Below are 17336 nucleotides of genomic sequence, written 5' to 3' on the forward strand. Positions count from 1 at the left end.
ATGTAAGTAAAAAGAATATTTATTCTTGAGTCAATAAATGGTTGCCAAAGCAGGCAAAAATCTGAAAAATTCCAGCAAAATTAAAATAAAGATAAAACCAAAAGAACATGTTATAGTTAAATCAACACCTAAACTAATTTAAAAAAATGCAGAAAATTACAATTTATCATAACCCTAGATGTTCAAAATCAAGAAAAACGTTGGAACTGCTACAAAGCAAAGGTTATGAGCCTATTGTTATTGAATATCTAAAAACTCCGCTAACTCTCGAACAACTAAGCAGTTTAAGAGCGCACTTCGACTTGAAGGATTTCGTTCGCACAGAAGAGCCTGTTTTTAAAGAGCATGGATTGTCCCTGGACAATGAAGCTCAAGTGTTACAAGCAATGCGTACAAACCCGATATTGATGCAACGACCAATAGTTACTTATAAAGATAAAGCAGTTATAGGACGCCCACCTGAAAATATCCTGAGATTATTTGATTAGTTTAACTGCGGAAACCCCGGAAATTCATACATAGAAATTCCTGGGTTTCGCTAAGATCCAGTCTGCAGGGGGTAACTACTATTTAGATGCTAATTGATTTGGACAACCCTCTTGATGGAATGCTACCAGTGCATTGTAGATACCAGGATAATCTTCGAATGCATTTCTATTGGCTTTAATATCATCAAAAACGGAATCTGTTCGACCACAAGTTCCGTATTCTGTAATATTCGTGTGATCGCCATTTGATTTTTTGTAAGCCATGAACGTTTCGCCGCAATGAAGGTGAGGTCGCTTGTTTGCATTATTTCCTACAAATTCGGCATTACCACAATAAGTTTTCTTAAAATTAACCTTTAAGAAAGAAGTATTCGCAAATGAATTTACGGATACTGAAATCATAAGGCAAGCTACTGCTGTAATTGAGAATTTATTCATCATAACGCTCCAAAAAAAATTAGGGCGTTCAATTTAACACATCTCAATACAGCAACCAAGATACAAAAACTCAAAATGCTAATATATTGAGTTTATGTCATTTTTGCATCACATATGATCCAGGTGCGGGAGGTAGCGCAGGATCAAGATGAGGGGGGGAAACACGTCGTTGTGAACTGTTATCCCTTAACCAGTCATGCCAAGAAATCCACCAGGATCCTTCTCTTTTTTTGGCTTTGGTCACCCATTTTTTTGGTCCTAGATAAGGCATGCTTTTCTTGCTTTCATGAATATAATAGAAGCGTCCTGGATGATTGGGTTCACTAACAATTCCTGCATTATGCCCCCCATTTGTTAATACAAATGTAATATCCGAGTGCATCATCAAATGTATCTTATACACAGATTCCCAAGGAGCAATGTGGTCATTATCGGTACTTACTGCAAAAATAGGTACACGAACATTTTTAGGAGCTACTACTTCATCCTCAACACGAAAATGACCTTCAGCAAAATCATTTTTCAGGAATAGTTTCTCGAGATATTCGGTATGCATTTTATAAGGCATACGCGTTGCATCAGCATTCCATGCCAGCAAATCGATCATGCCGCGTTTTTTCCCGGTCATATAATCATCAATCATTTTTGACCAGATCAAATCATAAGTCCGTAACATTTGAAAAGAACCAGCCATATGTTTGGGATCAAGATAACCTTTTTCCCACATCATGTTTTTCAGAAATGCAATTTCACTTTCAGTAATAAAGAGCATCAATTCGCCTGCTTTTGTAAAATCTCCTTGTGCTGCAAGAAGTGACAGGCTTTTAAGTCGATTATCTTTATCCCGTGCCATTGCGGCGGCAGTAATCATTGCTAACGTTCCCCCAAGACAATAGCCCATCAAATGAATTTTAGTCTTAGGTATAATAGTGCTTACGGCATCGATTGCTGCCATTGAACCTAAACGATAATAATCATCCATACCTAAATCACGATCTTCTTCCCTCGGATTGCGCCATGAGACCATAAAGACTGTATGTCCTTGTGCAACAAGCCATTTAACTAAAGAATTTCCCGGTGATAAATCCAAAATATAATATTTCATGATCCATGCAGGGAGTATCAGAATAGGTTCTTTAAAAACAGTTTCAGTTTGAGGTTCATATTGAATTAATTCGATTAAATGAGTAGTAAATACAATTTTTCCCGGAGTGATTGCGACATTCTTGCCTGGTTTGAACCTTCCTGCACCTGGAGGTGGCATACCCGCTAATCTCCTCAGCCCATGCTCAATTGCAAGTTCTGTACCTTGAATTAAATTGGCACCCCCGGTATTAATTGTTTCATAAAAAAGATCAGGGTTAGTCATGACAAAATTCGAAGGTGATAACGCATCAAGTAACTGACGAATACAAAAAGAAACCGTGCGTTCTGCTCGGCTGGAAAGACCAGGAACTTTTCGCGTGGCATATTGCCACCATTCTTCAACCTGGATAAAAGCTTCAGCATAAAAACGCCATGGCATCAACTGCCAATTTTCTTTATGAAAACGAACATCCTTTCCTTGCCCTGGTTGTTTATCACACAGTAGATGAGCAAGAAATTCATCGATATGGGTAACTGGATAACAAGCTAATGCCAATAAGTGGCCTGGGGATTGAGCTAATTGCAAAAGCCAATCACAATGGGCAGTTCCTATTACTGCAGGACTCATTCCCATTGTAATCTTCCCAAGATTTGCCTGATACCATTTATTAATGTAATAAAAAAATTCATCCAGTTCATTCATATACATTGAGTATTGAGAGCGATTAACCATCTCAGGAACAACAAATTGTTTTTTTAAGTTTGATCGAGATGAAGCCTTCTTTTTCTCTGTTCCTTTCATGGTCAAGTTTCCTTTTGATTCAATCCAACTAACCCTTGTGGGCAAATTATGCGATGTGCTGCTGTAAATTATAGTATTTTTTTAAATATACTGCGTACGTTAAATAAAGAGAAGTCAGCTTGAGTTGCTCTAATATTGGAGTATGCTTAAAAGAGGAGATAAACCATAAATTGAGGGAAAAATGAAAAATCTATTAACGATTTTATTTAGTGTCATTTGTACTTCAGTACTTGCTGATGATTTGGGAAAAAATACCTATCAAGCCACATGTAAAACGTGTCATGCGCCCCAATTTGCAACTGGGATAAAAGCTCCTGCCGCTTTTGATAAAGAAGCTTGGGAGATACGCATTAAAAATGCTGAGCTTGAAGTCCAAAAAAATCCTACTGAATATAAAACGGCGATGGATTATTTATTGTACACGATGAAACTGGGTAAAGGGTTAATGCCGCATAGTGGATTGTGTAAGGAAGCGGATGTCCCCAAGAAAAACTGTTCGGACGAAGCATTCATTCAGGCAATTCAATACATGGCTCAAAGCAAAAAATAGCCTGGCTATGATGGAGTAGACTCCAAGTTAAAGGAATACCGATCCTATGCCCTAGCTAGGCTACAATGGAAGTTTAACTGAGAGCTTTTTTTAAGGTTTATCATGATACAAAACAATCAGCTCCTTACTTGAGGAACACCCTAAAACCTCCATTGTTTTAGCCAACGTACCTTCTACTGTTCGATAAGAAATATTCAAACTACGTGCAATTTCTTTTGAGCTTTTTCCTTGGGCAAGTAGTTTAAGACACATTGCTTGTTGTTCTGATAAGTGCACGGGAAGATGAGATATTTTATGAAACAATACGAGATCTTTTTCATTTAATTTGGCTGGTGTGGATTCACTTACTTGATTTCCATCAACATGCTCAAATGCACTTAGTACATGTTGTTCCAATGCATTATCATCTGTATTAATAGAAAGCTGTGCTACCTTTTCAAATAATTGATCGCGCTCGGCGTGCAGCATATCAAAAAAATGTTTAAGATCCGTAGCTAATAAAGGTGAAGGATTCCGTGCTATCCGCTCTATTTGAACTGCAGTACTTACTTGCAAAAATACGACAAACTCTGTAGACAATAAGTCACGAATTGCCTCATTACAAACAATACTCGCTTCAGTAGCAACTACAATATTCTCTTGAGTTTTCAGGACACTCAGAAGATCATATTGGCATTGATAAAAATCTTTTTGACCCTCTGCCCCAAAAATTTTATTTAAGGGACGCCCAATATGATACTCTATTCCAAGATCAGCATCGATAAAATCCCAACCCAATTTTAAAGCCAATCGTTTTGCAAATAAACCTTTACCGGCTCCGGGTAGGCCAACGATAAAAATACGTTTATATGGATTCATGGTTCTCTCTCCTCAAGGCTTTTTTAAAAGCACTAATTTTTGAATCTACTTATATTATAAGAAATACACTTAAATAGAATCAATAAGTAGAAATACTTATCAAATAATACAATGTTTGAACCGAAAGGGTTTTTAGCAGCTTTTCTCTATTAATAATTTTTTTGCTGTGACTAAATCAAAATATGCTTTTTTCTTATCGGCTGGGTTACGTAAAAGATAGGCTGGATGGTAACTTACTATAAAAGGGATATTATGATAGTAGTGCAATGTATTACGCAATTGTTTTAGAGGAAGTGGTTTGTTGAGCAAAAATTGTCCTGCGAAACGCCCAAGAGCCAAGATTAAATGAGGCTGTACAATCTCAATTTGACGAGCCAGATAAGAACTGCACTGAGCAATTTCATCCGCTTGGGGATCCCTATTGTTTGGTGGCCTACATTTCAAAACATTGGCAATGTAAACCTCTTCTTCAATCATCTCAATGCTGTGTAGCATTTGATTCAATAAACCTCCTGCTTTACCCACAAAGGGTTGACCTTGTTGATCCTCATAAAACCCTGGCGCTTCGCCAATTATCATTAATTTGGCCTTAGAACTGCCACGAAAAAAAACCGTTTGCGTACGAGTTTTATGCAAAGTACACCGAGTACATGCAGCGACCTCTCGAGCTAATGTAGATAAATCCTGTTCACAAGAACGATTAGGCTTACGTAACACCCAGAGATCAATCCCCATAGTCTGTAGGTAATAACGATTTAAAGTGTCTGACATAAAGGACTCATTTCAAAGCTGTAATGCTAGAGAACAATTGGAGTGTTATTTTCGTTTTTAATTTTTGATAAATCAATGCTTACTTTTTATTAAAAAATAAAATAGGGAAAGTATGGCCGAAAAAAATTCCTACCCACGAAGACGGGAATCCATTTCTAGACTAGCGGCGGGAGATGCAAATTCTTAAGGTGAAAAGTTAAATATCCAAAAATTTAATCGCCTCTGCGAGTATTACTTGACGAGATCGTTCAAATTGTACTTCACTCCAGATAGTTTCTATATGTAATGATCCATTATCAAGACATTCTTCATAAGCAGCTAATGCAATCAAAATATGAGAAAATTTGATTTTTCTAAACTTACTTAACGCTTCAAGTAAACTCATATATTCAATTGAAGATCCTGATATATCATCACCAAATTCCCCTTCAACTCCATCAAATTTTTTAGCAAACCAATCTTCTAATGGCTCCCCTCTCATAATGAAGCTGTGAGATAGTTGTGATCCCCCAAGGACCCGGGTATCCAGATATTGTTGAATATCAACACAAATTGTATTTCGCTTTATATACTCAAAAGCTTCGGCAAATAAAGGAGTTAATTTAAAAGTTTGTACCTGCACTAGAGCACGTAATTCAATTAATGACTTAAGCCTATGGAGATTTTCCACACGTAATTCAGTATGTTTCTCTAAAGAAACCTCCTTCTTCTGTATTTCTATTTGACGGTCGAGTTCAGTAACTATATTCTTCAAACAAACCGCATTACTTTGTTGCATTAAAATTAGTTTATGCAAGCAACCACGAACCTCTGATGACAATATTTGAGCCTGCTTGCTCGAACACGCATTCGTGAGAGCGTTCTTAAAATCCCCTTGATCTATCTGATCGTATGACTTAGCCGCCTTTATATACAGATTTGCATGTTCCTCTTCTAAATGCTCCTCTAACATTTTGCGCTTTAAATCATCAATTTTGGCAACCTGGGTAATTTCAATCATCCCACCACCAGGGAGAATATAAAATCCGTAATGTTGGGCAAAACGAATACGTCCATGTCCATCAATATTGATTCTATCTACTGCTTCATTCTGAAGTTTACCTCCCATCTGAATTTGTATAGGATAGAGTTGATTCGAAGGAGGATGATAAATATCAAGCTGTTCCAGATCAAAAAGAGAGGTTTTGTTGGTTTTTTTCAAATGGGCTTTTTGAGCCCTGCGAAATTGCTCCCAAATCTCAGGCGTATATTCACAAAGTGGCTGCTTCAATCTCATTTGACCTGGAGTGGTACCAAACTCAAACCAAGCGCTTAATTCAGCATCCATTTCCATACCATAGAAATCTAATAAAACATCAAAATATTGCTGATTTTCTATACGTTGTATCACGTCCACATAGTTAATGAATGTCGCAGCATATGCTAAAGTTTTATAATGAATCTTTGCTTGCTGCTTATGAGAAACTTGTCCGGGAAGCTTTTTGATCTCAGCAATTTTATCCTGCATTAGGGCATGTCGACCTTTAGAAGTTGCTTCTCTATATTGAATCAACATTGGACCGACATCAGTAAATAACTGCACCATGATTTCCCCTTATTGGCTTACCATTCACTCGCAGTATCCTACAAGCTCTATTATTCATCCTGTGATCTAGGTATTGCTTGAGTCAATCAATTATTTAAGTTTTTGTTTCATTATAGTTAATGAATTTGAATTATTTTGCTAATATAGCTTTTGCTGTCATTTAGGAAGAAAACACTATGACATTAACAAAGAATCCAAATCCTTATTCTGCAGAAACAGCATTTCATGATGGCAGGTTACGCCAAGCTCAATTGAAAATGCTTACGATGCTTGGAGTGGTGGATTCTATTTGCCTTAAACATGGGTTGGACTACTGGCTTGATGCAGGAACTCTTTTAGGAGCAGTTCGCCATCAAGGTTTTATCCCTTGGGATGATGATGTAGATATTGCCATGCCGCGCGCCAGTTACGAACAATTTCTACGTATAGCACCAACCGAAATTCCAGACTGGATGTGGCTGCAAACAATTCATAGCGATCCCGGTTATTTTAATATGGCTACTCCTTTAAAAATCCGAGACCGCACCAGCCGCTTTATCGAAAAACATGAAAAAGGCAATGAACCCTATATACAGGGTATATTTATTGACGTGTTTGTCTACGACACCATGCCTGTAGATCCAAAACAACGCAAACGATATAAATTTTATGCTAAAAAGCTATCTCGTTTGTTAAGTTCTAAATACAGTAAAGTAAAAATAGGACACTATCCTGGATTTTATAAAGCTATAGCCTCAATCTTACCTAAAAACTTGCTTGAGTTTTGTTTGCAAAAAATTATTCAACAAGCAAATACCAATCCAAGCCCTTATATAGGACGCGGTTATAATTGTGTTGGAAGAAATTTAATTAAGAAAGATGAAATATATCCTTTACAACGCGTTCTCTTTGAAACAAAAGAACTTAATATTCCCAAAAACGCTGAAACATTTCTCATCCAGCAATATGGTGATTATTTGCAATTACCCCCTGAGGAACAAAGAGTCATGAGGCATTGCAAAGAGCTTATTCCTCACCTGGAAGAAACCGCCTAAAGCGCCCCACTCTCGAGTGATTCTGAATCATTGACAGATAATCATGCAATCGGTTACAATTGTACCCAATATCGAACAAGCACATCATACAAGAGGCTTAAACACATCATGGACATTATCTCTTAAGTACGCCCCAAGCGCCGGGCAATGACGAAAAGCAGTCGCACTAACTGCCCATTCAACTACTTAAGTGAGTTACATGATGCATCAGCCAATTCAAATTAAACATCTTTGTCTTTCTTTTCCACACAAAACATGTTTTGAGGACTTTAGTGGCCAAATTTCCTTTGGCAACCGGATTGCGATTATTGGACGCAATGGTTGCGGAAAATCAACCTTATTAAAGCTGCTTGCGAAATTACTTGAACCCACTGATGGGGAAATCCGTTTTCCTAAAGAATTTAACATAGGATATGTTCCACAAGTTATTGAAGAATTTGTTTCATTGAGCGGAGGTCAACGTTTTCATAAATTATTAACCCAAGCACTGGCATCGGATCCGGATCTGTTATTGCTCGATGAACCCAGCAACCATCTCGATCGCAACAATCGCCGTTCATTGATGAGAATGCTCGCTGATTATAGAAAAACCTTGATTATAGTGACTCATGATATTGAATTGCTGCAAACCACTGTAGATACAATTTGGCATATCGATCATGCCGTCTTGCATGTTTTTACAGGTTGTTACGACGACTACTTGCGAGAAGTTAATATTCAGCGTAATGCAATTGAGGAGGAAATTGAAGATTTGAGTCGCCAGAAAAAACAAGTACATATGGATTTGATGAGAGAGGAGGCACGAGCCAAGAGCAGTAGAGTTCAAGGTGAAAAACACATTCAGCAGAGAAAGTGGCCTACCATCGTTTCTCAGAGTAAAGCACGAAATGCACAAGAGACTTCAGGCCGCAAAAAAAGCGCGATCAATTACAAAAAACACGAGTTGACTCAGCGTCTATCTGAGCTTTATGTGCCTGAGATCATTTACCCTAAGTTTTCTATTCATGGAATGAAAACGAATGAGACTCTAGTCACGGTTCGTGATGGAACTGTCGGTTATGAAGAAAACAATCCAATTCTAAGTCAATTGAGTTTCACAATAAAAGCACGAGAACGAATAGCAATTCATGGGGATAATGGCTCAGGTAAATCCAGTTTACTTAAAGCCATTTTGGATAATCAGTCTGTAATAAAAAAAGGAACTTGGATCGTACCTCATCACCATGAAATAGGAATCCTAGATCAGCACTACAACACATTAGCTCCAAATAAAACAGTTTTTGAGGTTATAAGTTGTTTATCGAAGGATAAATCCTATTCCGAAATTAGGAAGCATCTGAACGATTTTTTATTTCGTAAAAATGAAGAGGTTGAGGCATTGGTTTCTACTTTATCGGGTGGAGAAAAAGCACGACTCTCCTTAGCACAAATTGCCGCAATGACGCCCAAATTACTTATTTTGGATGAAATGACCAATAACCTGGACAGAGAAACACGGGCCCATGTAATCCAGGTACTCAAAGCGTATCCGGGCGCAATGATTGTTATTTCCCACGATTCTGATTTTTTAAACGCGATTCAAGTAACAAGCGGGTATGAAATTAAGAATGGTTTATTACATTCCTTATAGTACCTAAAACAGAGTAACCATATGAATAAAAAAGACATTTTATTAAGTAAATTTTTCCTAAGTCTGATTAAGCCCTACACTGCGTATGTTATCGGATTATTATTTACCGCCGTGTATTGGGGAATTAACAACACGCTTTCACCCTATGTGTTAAAACTTATCATTGATAAGGTTGCCGCATTCTCAGGGGATAAATCCGCTGTATTGAGTGCGATAAAGCCCTATATAACCGTATATATTACTCTGTGGATCCTGATTGCCATTGATATGCGTCTTTCAGACTGGTTCCGATTAAAATTATTTCCCTATATACGTTATGACTTGATAAATAACATGTTTGCCTATTTGAATCAGCATTCACATCGTTTTTTTCAAAATAACTTTGCAGGCAGTTTGTCCAATAAAATCTCTGATATGACTGCAGGGACTATAGCAATTTTTACCACGATTGATGATGCAGCAGCTCAAGTTGTCGGGCTCATCATCGCAATCATCAGCCTACTCCTGGTACATCCTGTATTCGCCTTCATATTATTTATCTGGGCGATTGTGTTTTTGGGAATCGCAATGATTTATTTCAAACCCGTACAGGATCTGTCAAATCTATTTGCCACCAGCAAAACAACACTAGTAGGAAAAATGGTTGATAGCATAAGCAACATCACCAATTTACGATTGTTCTCCAGATCGGCTTTTGAAAATCAATTAATTCGAAATTCTGCCCAAGATACCACAAATAAAGATCAGACCATGCAAAGGACTATTTTGAAAATGCGCTCCTATTGGGACATAAGTATTATCGTGCTCATTGCCACTAATTTATACGTCCTGGTAGATATGTACAGTAAAAATCAAGTCTCAATCGGTGATTTTAGTTTTATTATCTCCTTGTCCATCAGCATTTTTTATAATTTATGGTATCTCGCCAGTCAATTTGTGTTGTTTGCGGAGGAGTTGGGTAAATGCAGACAAGCCCTAACCTTGATTTCAGAGCCACATGAAATTACCGATAAATCCGATGCACAACCACTTACCGTAACTCAAGGTAGAATTGAATTTAAAAATGTGAGCTTTCACTATGATGAAGGAGCCCATCTTTTTAAAAACAAATCCGTGGTGATTGAGCCCGGCCAGAAAATTGGTCTTGTTGGCTTATCTGGTTCCGGAAAAAGTACTTTTGTTAATCTGATTCTTCGTTTGTTTGATGTGGAATCTGGACAAATTTTGATTGATGGAACAAATATTCGCGACGTTACCCAAGAATCATTGCGCGAAAACATTGCGATGATTCCGCAGGATGTGACTTTATTTCATCGCACGCTCATGGAAAATATTCGTTATGGTCGCATTGATGCAACGAATGCAGAAGTCATAGCGGCATCCAAAAAGGCACATTGTCATGAATTTATTTCCTTACTTCCTGAAAAATACAATGCGTTAGTGGGTGAACGTGGAATTAAATTATCAGGGGGGCAACGCCAGCGAATCGCAATTGCTAGAGCGATGCTAAAAAATGCACCCATTTTAATTCTGGATGAAGCAACTTCTGCTCTAGATTCATTGACTGAGAAATTGATTCAGGATGGCTTGCATCTGTTAATGCAAAACAGAACCACTATTGTGATTGCGCACCGCCTCTCTACCTTATCGGAAATGGATCGAATTCTGGTCTTTGATAAAGGTCGAATTATTGAAGATGGTTCGCATGAGGAACTGATTAAGATACCAAGTCATTACAGTCACATGTGGCAAATGCAAGCTGGAGGATTTTTGCCAGATAAGATGTAAACAGTGACAGTAATAGTTGTAAGGTGGATTCTGTCTCAGAAATCCCTAAACCGGTTTTATTGCACTGAGACTACAATAAAGAATAACACTCGATAAATGGAATTGGAGTGCACTAATTATGGATTGGAATAATCGAAGCAATCAGTTTAGGAACTATATACCTCGATCCCGCGGACAAGCTGCGGGACGTTGGGAGAAGCGGGGTAGAACGGGACAGGTTCGGAACCGAGCTGGAATGGTTTTCCACGAAGGGTAAAAAATACCAGCCCTGCCCCCAGTCCGATAATTATGTGTTTAAATTGCAACGGGTTCACTAACTGCAGATTTACTTCGTTCATGCTGCAGGAACAGTTCAGCAAGCGCATCTGGGGAGGCATCTTTTTTAGCATCAATCGCTTTTTCATTCCATTTAGGAATACGAACTGATTTAAAGAAATTATCTTCAGCTTGTTCAAAGCGTTTATCAAAATGGACTGTATAGAGCTTGCCAAATCCAGAGATTTCTCCTTTTTCATTAGTCTCTAACTCGACAATGGCTTTTTGAGTTGCAGTTTTGGCTTCTAATTTTGAACCCTTTACTCCCTCTTCCAAGAGTTTTTTTGCTTCTTCAAGCGTTTCTGAAAAAACGACTTCATGACCTAATGAATAGCCACAAACATGTTCATAAGCCATTGCGTGAAAGGGTGAAACTAAATAAGAGGTCAAATCGGTAAAATTATCACCTACCTTGGTGTATGCAGGACTAACTATTGCGTATATTTTGCTCATTTTATTCCCTAAAATTTAAATATATAAAAATAAAAGTCTGGTTGAATTGACTTATTCTCCATAAATGCGCAGAAAAAACCGTTGCAACGTCTAAAAATTCCGATGTTAAATTGACAAGTATTTATAGCCTGCATCAAGCTTTAATCCAAATTACAAATACTTGTCAATTCAGCACTGAAAAAAACATTTGCAGTAAAAGTAACCAGTTTTTTCGGATTAAATATTATCACATTTGTTTTTTTTGTATATAAGATTACTGCTATCTGTTGGCATAATTCCAACATTGGAAGATTGGACATAATCCACAGTGCAGATGAAATTCTTCAGTAAATGCGCCACATAGCACGGGTCTTGGTTATTATCCAAGACCCCGACTATAACTTAACTTACAAAGGTGAGTTTATCTTTGATTTCTTTAGAGCTTGTGACCGCCAATGCATTACTTGTATCTTTCATGACCTTAAATAAGGTATTAGGTTTCTTAACCTGCACAACTGCAAGATAAGGCTTGCTCTCGGGAATATTTTCTAGCTCGGTCCCAACCACTTTTTTATCAAGATACTTTGACGCCTCTTCTTTATCCTTAAATAGGGTCAAGTTAGACTGGAATGATTTTTTAATTGTTTTAGTACTTGGAGTGATGCGGCGAACATGGGAGGATTTGTACTTAACACATTGTACGTTTTGACCGACTGCAAACAGTCCTTGTACATCTTCATTTACAATACCCAATTTTTTGGAAATTTTTTCATCTTTTAACAGCAGGTTCACTTTTTCTAAGTGCTCCTGGGAGAGGTTACGTAAATTCAGTACTGATTTTAAATCGAGATAGGATACTAATATTTTCAGGACTTCATCCGGTAAAATGGCTAATAAACCATTTAATTTCACTTTTTCCATCGGTTTATTTTTTGATTTCACCAACTTACTCAGCACGTCAATTAATTTCATGTTCACCTCGATATGTACAAAATAAATACAATTATATCAAAATTAAATTAAGTCATTATTAAGCAAGTAAAATTGGATTCCAGGACAAAAATTAGGTTACTTAATATTGCCTTAAGAAAATTTAATTAAAATACGCTTAATCATTATTCAAATATTCATCAGATAATTGTTGCGTGTCTGTACTGAATGGAGGACTGGTAAAACTTATTAACTAAATCAATAGCAGATTTTTATGTTGAGATAGATATTTAAGTGAATCAGTGCTTTTTTTTGTATCGGCTAATCCGAAATAGCAGTTGCATAAAACCCATAGATACCTACCAATGGCTTCCACTTCCTATTAGCAACTATACGTTGTCATTAGCACTGAGAAACCATAAATCTCATCTCAATTTAATATTTAACCGAATAATTTTTATAAAGGTATTAAAATGGCTATACGTTATTTATCGTTTGATTTTGATGGATGTTTATTTAATTCAAATTATATTAAAGCAGACCATGGTGGATTTACAAAACATCTTGGGGATGCTGTGCTAATCCACAACAGAGCTTTCCTCGATCAAATTAAACTCGAAAACGCTGATTTTGATGAGGTTTATGCGTTGATTGGCTCCAATAGACAATCCTATGAGTTGGATTACGCTAATATGGGCGGTCCAACCACATTTAAAGGATCATGTTTTCCTGCGATTAAAACCATATGTGAGGATTTGGATGTTAAGTTTAATCCATTTCTTATTGCTGATGTGACAGGAAATCTTCCTCATGGAACTTCCTATAATTTAATTATGCAAGAAATTAAGGACAACTCCTATTTTGAGGATCCTAAGCAAAGCCATGCTACCTGTGATATGGATGACACCAAAAGAAGCCTTCTATTTGCTCAGGTTCAAAACGCAGCTGCAAAACATCCTCAAGAAGAAATTATTTTTGATTTTTTTGATGACCGAGATGATATTTTATTCGGATTGTCTGATCTTTTTAAGAACCATCCCCATTTGCTTCCTAAAAATGTAACTTTACGCCTTAATAAATACACAGGGGCAGATGTTAATCTCTTAACGTCACTCAAGGGAACAGGAGAGCTTTATTCAGATTATTGCGAGCATGTAATTAACATGTTAGAGGCGAGTTGTAATTGGTATGTATTCGATGAATATTTAGCAAAAATACAAACTGGAGTCGGCGAAACATCTTCCATAGACGTTACAGAGGTAACAGCAGAAAATCATTCTAACATCACTGAACTCGCTGAACCTTTAGCATCAGTTGGACCAGAAATGGCCACCGTTGAATCTACGGAAACCATCGACGAAACCGAAGAACTATCTAAAGAAAAAGAAGCCCCTGAGATGACCTATGAATTGAGTGGACAATCTGTGGACTACATGGATACATACGACCTTTTGGAGGAGTATCTAGGAGAAGCAGAGACAGATTCTTATGATTCTATTAGTGATACTTCCGAGTCTACCTCAGATGACAGCGATATTGAGTTTGACATAGAAAATGGCTCAGAAAAAGAAACTGAAGCGCAATCTTATGCTTTAGGTGATCTCTCTTTTGATGACTCAGATAAAAAGAACAGTCCTGAGTTGGTTGAAGCTCATAGTATAGAAAATCACGCCGGTATAGGTAAACCAATTGTTGCGGCTGAAACTGCCACGAGTCATTCGAATTCAGCAATCGAACAAGCGGGAACGAGCGCGATTAGGACACAGGAGTTAAATCTAAATCCAGCAAGTAATCCTGGACGTAATCAGTATGCTTTTCATAAGCCAGCCCAAATCAATAGAGCGCCAATGAAGCTGCCCACAGACAATTTGTGCAATTCCAGTTCTTGCTTAGTATCTTAAGATTTAATATCTCATCTTCCTTAATGATGTTTCACGTTATGGTGAAACATCATTAATTCTCTTGGCAAATCTCAAACGGAAAAAACCAATATTAAAACTACTGGATATACGCCGGCTTACCCATGATATAAGTTGCTTTAGTATCATCTTCAGATCCTAAAAGCCACAACAATTTAAAAAATTACTTACTTTTTATTTTTGGATCCACATTACTTTAAAAAATACCAACCAAAACAATGAGCACGGAGAGTAATTTTCATTCACTCATCTATACTCAAAATAACCCAGTCATATTTTTATTTGCAGGATGCAATCTGGGCTGACAAAAAAGGAGTTTTTTTATGAAACTTAATTACTTGGTTGCCCCGCTCATCTTAGTACCACTTTGTGTCTTCAGCCAAACCCATGATGATGTTACCACATTAACCATTTCACAAAATCCGGAGAATAAAAACAGTCAAGTTCTCACCTACTCTAATGAGGCAGATAATTTAAAACAAAATAAATCGTTCACTCGCAGTATGGATTATCCAACGCAAATTATTCGTATGGAAAAAAATATAGAAAATCAGCAACTCTCCTGCGATGAGGTAAATAATCAAATTGATAAAATCTTAGTACAACATATAGTGAATGAACAATTTACTTATGCTATTTATATTAGTTGTTATTATGACCCACAAACCAAATTGGCGACCCAATTTGTTATCAGCAGTTATTTTGATCCGTTAAGTGATGAAGCCATTGCTTATTTAGAATCCTACCTCAACAAATACAATGGTACTAATTTGTTAGGAACACAATATACGATTGAGTCTGCAAAAGGTCTCATCATTTCCTTAGATATTGCTGCAGGAATGAAAAAAAAACCCAACAGACCTCCTTTTACAGAATATAGAAAAGACCATAGTAACTTTTTTTTCAAAAGCAACTATGAAATGAAAAACAAGCTGTTTGGTGATATTTATCAAAACTTCTTCACTCAAGACCCAGATAAAATACTTCCTTTTCTAGATAAATGGATTTCTTCTCACGCCAGCTCCTTTTATAAAGCGGTCTTAAGAGATTCGAATTATGTTGAATTACAACCTGAAAAAATTTTCCTCATGGAAAATGACGAAATATTTGTATCGAACTTTAAACAATATTTTGCACATTTCTGCGAGCCCTATGAAAATCATAGATGCTTGAATCCAGCAGGAAAAATTAACAATGAGGATAACGACTCAACAGTAGCTTCTTAAATGATGAACCCGGGTTACAACCCGGGCTCCTTATGCTACCCAAGTGACAATAATTTTATCCCAACTCAGGTTCATATGGAGATACTTTTCTGGGTTTTAACTCACCCTGTTCTTCGGCAATTGCTTTATCATTCACAATTTTGGTCACACATGCATCAGACCAAACATTTAACGCTGTTTCCAGCATATCAATTAAACCATAAAAAGGTAAGATAACGCCCATAAGGACAATAGGAACATTCATACTCGATAGTAAACTAACGCTCAGAAAGAAACATCCCATGGGTACACCGGCATTACCGATGGCCGCTACTGTAGCAACGAATATCCATAAAACCATCGTGCCATAAGAAATGGGCATACCATGACTCTGCATTAAATAAATTACCGTAGCAAAAATAAAGGCGGCGCATCCGTTCATATTAATACTAGTGCATAAAGGTAAAACAAAACGGCTTACTGAGGGCTTTACTTGCAAATTATTTTCTATAGTATTCATGGTGACCGGCAAGGTCCCTACTGAAGACTTAGAGAAAAATGCTACTGATAATGCAGGAAGCATAGAACGCATTGCTGCAAATGGCTTAACCTTATTCGTTTTTAACCACAGAGGTAATATTACAAAACCTTGAATGAGGTTTGCTAAAACAACGATCAATAAATACTCACCTATCCCTTTAATATCCATTCCTGAGCGCAACTGTACAACCGTGGAAGTAATAAAACCAAATAATCCCAATGGAATAATGGTGATGATCCAACGAGTCATTACCAAAAACATCCCATGAGCACCACGGAAGAATCGCGTAATCGTTTCCCGAGACTCCTCCTCAGGAATTTGACGCACTGCAATACCGATAATAATACTTAAGAACAGTACTCCTATTACTTGCTGTTCGAGAAAAGGAGATAATAAATTGGTAGGAATAATATTTGCCAAATATCCTAAGTAACCCAAACTACTTGCTGATTTGACTGTTTGCGCATCCAAATTAACCTGGACAGTGCTGGGTTGGATTAAAATATAAAGCAAGCAACTAATCATGGCAGCCACTATAGTCGTAGAAAAAGTATACTTAAGTGTTCGCTGCCAAATTTTCTTCATGAATCCATCGGTCTTGTAATTGGCTAGAGTTACAATGATAGATAGAGAAATAATGGGCAAGCTAATGCATTTAAACAGCTTAATAAATAAATCAGAAATTAATAATCCTACCTCTTTTAAAACAACGATATTGGACATCCCGCTAAAGATACCTAAACCAATCATTAATGCATAAAGCACCGGAGTGCTGAGGAGGAGTTTTTTTTGTTGATGTGCTGCACACATGTTAATAATCCTTAAAAATCAATAAAGTAAAATGAAAAGATTAAATTAACAGCAACAACAAGAAACGAGTTTGAAGTAAGCAAGAGTTGAGCGATGAGTTGTTTGCTTGGAGTGAGTCACCATAAAAACCTTATATTTTCTGATCAAAAAATGC

Annotated in this window: 15 protein-coding genes; 7 read left to right on the top strand and 8 right to left on the bottom strand. The window is 37.1% G+C overall.

Annotated elements, in window-relative coordinates; genetic code table 11:
• Window positions 1-146: 146 nt before the first annotated feature.
• Window positions 147-488: an arsenate reductase (glutaredoxin) gene (arsC, locus tag ACWTE2_RS21325; protein ID WP_454784265.1), complete on the top strand. Its 342-nt coding sequence runs from the start codon at window positions 147-149 to the stop codon at window positions 486-488.
• 78 nt (window positions 489-566) lie between these two features.
• Here the strand turns inward: arsC and ACWTE2_RS21330 are convergent, their stop codons facing one another.
• Together ACWTE2_RS21330 and ACWTE2_RS21335 are read right to left on the bottom strand one after the other, a co-directional pair.
• The gene (locus ACWTE2_RS21330) at window positions 567-929 is read right to left on the bottom strand and encodes a hypothetical protein (protein ID WP_454784266.1); all 363 of its coding nucleotides are present in this window, start codon (window positions 927-929) and stop codon (window positions 567-569) included.
• A 94-nt stretch (window positions 930-1023) separates the two neighbouring features.
• On the bottom strand, window positions 1024-2814 hold the full coding sequence (locus ACWTE2_RS21335; RefSeq protein ID WP_454784267.1) for a PHA/PHB synthase family protein: 1791 nt from the start codon (window positions 2812-2814) through the stop codon (window positions 1024-1026).
• 181 nt (window positions 2815-2995) lie between these two features.
• Between ACWTE2_RS21335 and ACWTE2_RS21340 the strand changes: the two genes are divergently transcribed.
• Complete coding sequence (locus tag ACWTE2_RS21340; RefSeq protein WP_454784268.1) at window positions 2996-3364, top strand: c-type cytochrome; 369 nt, start codon at window positions 2996-2998, stop codon at window positions 3362-3364.
• A gap of 90 nt (window positions 3365-3454) precedes the next feature.
• Here the strand turns inward: ACWTE2_RS21340 and ACWTE2_RS21345 are convergent, their stop codons facing one another.
• The 3 genes from ACWTE2_RS21345 to ACWTE2_RS21355 form a co-directional block, all read right to left on the bottom strand.
• Window positions 3455-4222, bottom strand: a complete 768-nt coding sequence (locus ACWTE2_RS21345; RefSeq protein ID WP_454784269.1) for a shikimate kinase — start codon at window positions 4220-4222, stop codon at window positions 3455-3457.
• A 132-nt stretch (window positions 4223-4354) separates the two neighbouring features.
• Entirely contained in the window at window positions 4355-4993 is a 639-nt protein-coding gene (locus tag ACWTE2_RS21350) for a uracil-DNA glycosylase (RefSeq protein ID WP_454784270.1), read from the bottom strand.
• 196 nt (window positions 4994-5189) lie between these two features.
• Window positions 5190-6578 carry a hypothetical protein gene (locus tag ACWTE2_RS21355; RefSeq protein ID WP_454784271.1) on the bottom strand — a complete coding sequence of 463 codons (1389 nt, stop codon included), beginning with the start codon at window positions 6576-6578 and terminating at the stop codon, window positions 5190-5192.
• A 176-nt stretch (window positions 6579-6754) separates the two neighbouring features.
• Between ACWTE2_RS21355 and ACWTE2_RS21360 the strand changes: the two genes are divergently transcribed.
• The 3 genes from ACWTE2_RS21360 to ACWTE2_RS21370 all read left to right on the top strand — a co-directional run bounded on the left by ACWTE2_RS21360 (window position 6755) and on the right by ACWTE2_RS21370 (window position 11030).
• A complete protein-coding gene (locus ACWTE2_RS21360; protein ID WP_454784272.1) occupies window positions 6755-7612 on the top strand; it encodes a LicD family protein in 858 nt (285 codons plus the stop codon).
• A gap of 199 nt (window positions 7613-7811) precedes the next feature.
• Window positions 7812-9242, top strand: a complete 1431-nt coding sequence (locus ACWTE2_RS21365) for an ABC-F family ATP-binding cassette domain-containing protein (protein ID WP_454784273.1) — start codon at window positions 7812-7814, stop codon at window positions 9240-9242.
• Window positions 9243-9263: 21 nt separating this feature from the next.
• Window positions 9264-11030, top strand: coding sequence for an ABC transporter ATP-binding protein (locus tag ACWTE2_RS21370; RefSeq protein ID WP_454784274.1), 1767 nt, complete (start codon window positions 9264-9266; stop codon window positions 11028-11030).
• 294 nt (window positions 11031-11324) lie between these two features.
• Here ACWTE2_RS21370 and ACWTE2_RS21375 read toward each other — a convergent pair whose 3' ends face one another.
• Complete coding sequence (locus tag ACWTE2_RS21375) at window positions 11325-11798, bottom strand: hypothetical protein (RefSeq protein ID WP_182391232.1); 474 nt, start codon at window positions 11796-11798, stop codon at window positions 11325-11327.
• Between the two features lie 381 nt (window positions 11799-12179).
• Complete coding sequence (locus tag ACWTE2_RS21380) at window positions 12180-12749, bottom strand: hypothetical protein (RefSeq protein ID WP_454784275.1); 570 nt, start codon at window positions 12747-12749, stop codon at window positions 12180-12182.
• A 431-nt stretch (window positions 12750-13180) separates the two neighbouring features.
• Here ACWTE2_RS21380 and ACWTE2_RS21385 point away from each other — a divergent pair, with 431 nt between their 5' ends.
• The gene (locus ACWTE2_RS21385; protein ID WP_454784276.1) at window positions 13181-14608 is read left to right on the top strand and encodes a hypothetical protein; all 1428 of its coding nucleotides are present in this window, start codon (window positions 13181-13183) and stop codon (window positions 14606-14608) included.
• Window positions 14609-14949: 341 nt separating this feature from the next.
• Window positions 14950-15852, top strand: coding sequence for an Lpg0189 family type II secretion system effector (locus tag ACWTE2_RS21390; RefSeq protein ID WP_454784277.1), 903 nt, complete (start codon window positions 14950-14952; stop codon window positions 15850-15852).
• Between the two features lie 55 nt (window positions 15853-15907).
• Here the strand turns inward: ACWTE2_RS21390 and ACWTE2_RS21395 are convergent, their stop codons facing one another.
• Window positions 15908-17182 carry a dicarboxylate/amino acid:cation symporter gene (locus tag ACWTE2_RS21395; protein ID WP_454784278.1) on the bottom strand — a complete coding sequence of 425 codons (1275 nt, stop codon included), beginning with the start codon at window positions 17180-17182 and terminating at the stop codon, window positions 15908-15910.
• Window positions 17183-17336: the final 154 nt, after the last annotated feature.

The sequence above is a fragment of the Legionella nigrisilvae genome, from assembly GCF_977063395.2.

What these genes read in the sequence shown, in the direction of transcription:
- ACWTE2_RS21340 (WP_454784268.1), top strand. Translation starts at nt 2,996, where the DNA reads ATGAAAAATCTATTAACGATTTTATTTAGTGTCATTTGTACTTCAGTA.
- arsC (WP_454784265.1), top strand. Translation starts at nt 147, where the DNA reads ATGCAGAAAATTACAATTTATCATAACCCTAGATGTTCAAAATCAAGA.
- ACWTE2_RS21395 (WP_454784278.1), bottom strand. Translation starts at nt 17,182, where the DNA reads ATGTGTGCAGCACATCAACAAAAAAAACTCCTCCTCAGCACTCCGGTG.
- ACWTE2_RS21355 (WP_454784271.1), bottom strand. Translation starts at nt 6,578, where the DNA reads ATGGTGCAGTTATTTACTGATGTCGGTCCAATGTTGATTCAATATAGA.
- ACWTE2_RS21360 (WP_454784272.1), top strand. Translation starts at nt 6,755, where the DNA reads ATGACATTAACAAAGAATCCAAATCCTTATTCTGCAGAAACAGCATTT.
- ACWTE2_RS21330 (WP_454784266.1), bottom strand. Translation starts at nt 929, where the DNA reads ATGATGAATAAATTCTCAATTACAGCAGTAGCTTGCCTTATGATTTCA.
- ACWTE2_RS21375 (WP_182391232.1), bottom strand. Translation starts at nt 11,798, where the DNA reads ATGAGCAAAATATACGCAATAGTTAGTCCTGCATACACCAAGGTAGGT.
- ACWTE2_RS21390 (WP_454784277.1), top strand. Translation starts at nt 14,950, where the DNA reads ATGAAACTTAATTACTTGGTTGCCCCGCTCATCTTAGTACCACTTTGT.
- ACWTE2_RS21370 (WP_454784274.1), top strand. Translation starts at nt 9,264, where the DNA reads ATGAATAAAAAAGACATTTTATTAAGTAAATTTTTCCTAAGTCTGATT.
- ACWTE2_RS21365 (WP_454784273.1), top strand. Translation starts at nt 7,812, where the DNA reads ATGATGCATCAGCCAATTCAAATTAAACATCTTTGTCTTTCTTTTCCA.
- ACWTE2_RS21385 (WP_454784276.1), top strand. Translation starts at nt 13,181, where the DNA reads ATGGCTATACGTTATTTATCGTTTGATTTTGATGGATGTTTATTTAAT.
- ACWTE2_RS21335 (WP_454784267.1), bottom strand. Translation starts at nt 2,814, where the DNA reads ATGAAAGGAACAGAGAAAAAGAAGGCTTCATCTCGATCAAACTTAAAA.
- ACWTE2_RS21380 (WP_454784275.1), bottom strand. Translation starts at nt 12,749, where the DNA reads ATGAAATTAATTGACGTGCTGAGTAAGTTGGTGAAATCAAAAAATAAA.
- ACWTE2_RS21345 (WP_454784269.1), bottom strand. Translation starts at nt 4,222, where the DNA reads ATGAATCCATATAAACGTATTTTTATCGTTGGCCTACCCGGAGCCGGT.
- ACWTE2_RS21350 (WP_454784270.1), bottom strand. Translation starts at nt 4,993, where the DNA reads ATGTCAGACACTTTAAATCGTTATTACCTACAGACTATGGGGATTGAT.